General features: G+C 58.5%; 1 protein-coding gene. It reads right to left on the reverse strand.

The window, feature by feature from the left end:
- Nucleotides 1-173: 173 nt before the first annotated feature.
- A partial coding sequence (locus ACX4ZE_RS23120) for a DUF6545 domain-containing protein (RefSeq protein ID WP_480275575.1) occupies nucleotides 174-443 on the reverse strand: 270 nt, incomplete at its 5' end.

The raw sequence follows: 443 nt of genomic DNA on the forward strand, positions 1-443 counted from the left end.
TCGAAGAGGCAAAGCGGTTCATGAGTCACACCGGTTATCGCGACGACACCGATTCTGTCAGCCAGCCCCGGACAGGCCACCCCGAACACTTATAGGCGGTTCAGTCTGCCGTGCACAGAATGCGGGTCAGCCAAGTACGCGTCGTCGAATGAAGCGATAGTTGCCATAGTTTGTTATTCAGAAGGTATCGAAAGGTTAGCGGACTGGACGCTGGCAACAGCGGCAGTGATGTGTGGCGAGCGGCTGAACGCGGTACCGACCATGGTCAGCCACTTCAGTTCGTCGTGGAGTGAGTCGCCGAAATGGTTAGGATGGTAGAAGTGTTCCACGGTCTCGGGGGATTCGCCCCCTGTAGTGGTGTGCGCCAACTTCTTGGCTTCCATCGCCGCGGCGAGATTCGCGGCTTCGACTACAGCGTCGAGTCGTACGCCCACCAACCCCGC

Source organism: Nocardia sp. TBRC8007 (genome assembly GCF_056629435.1).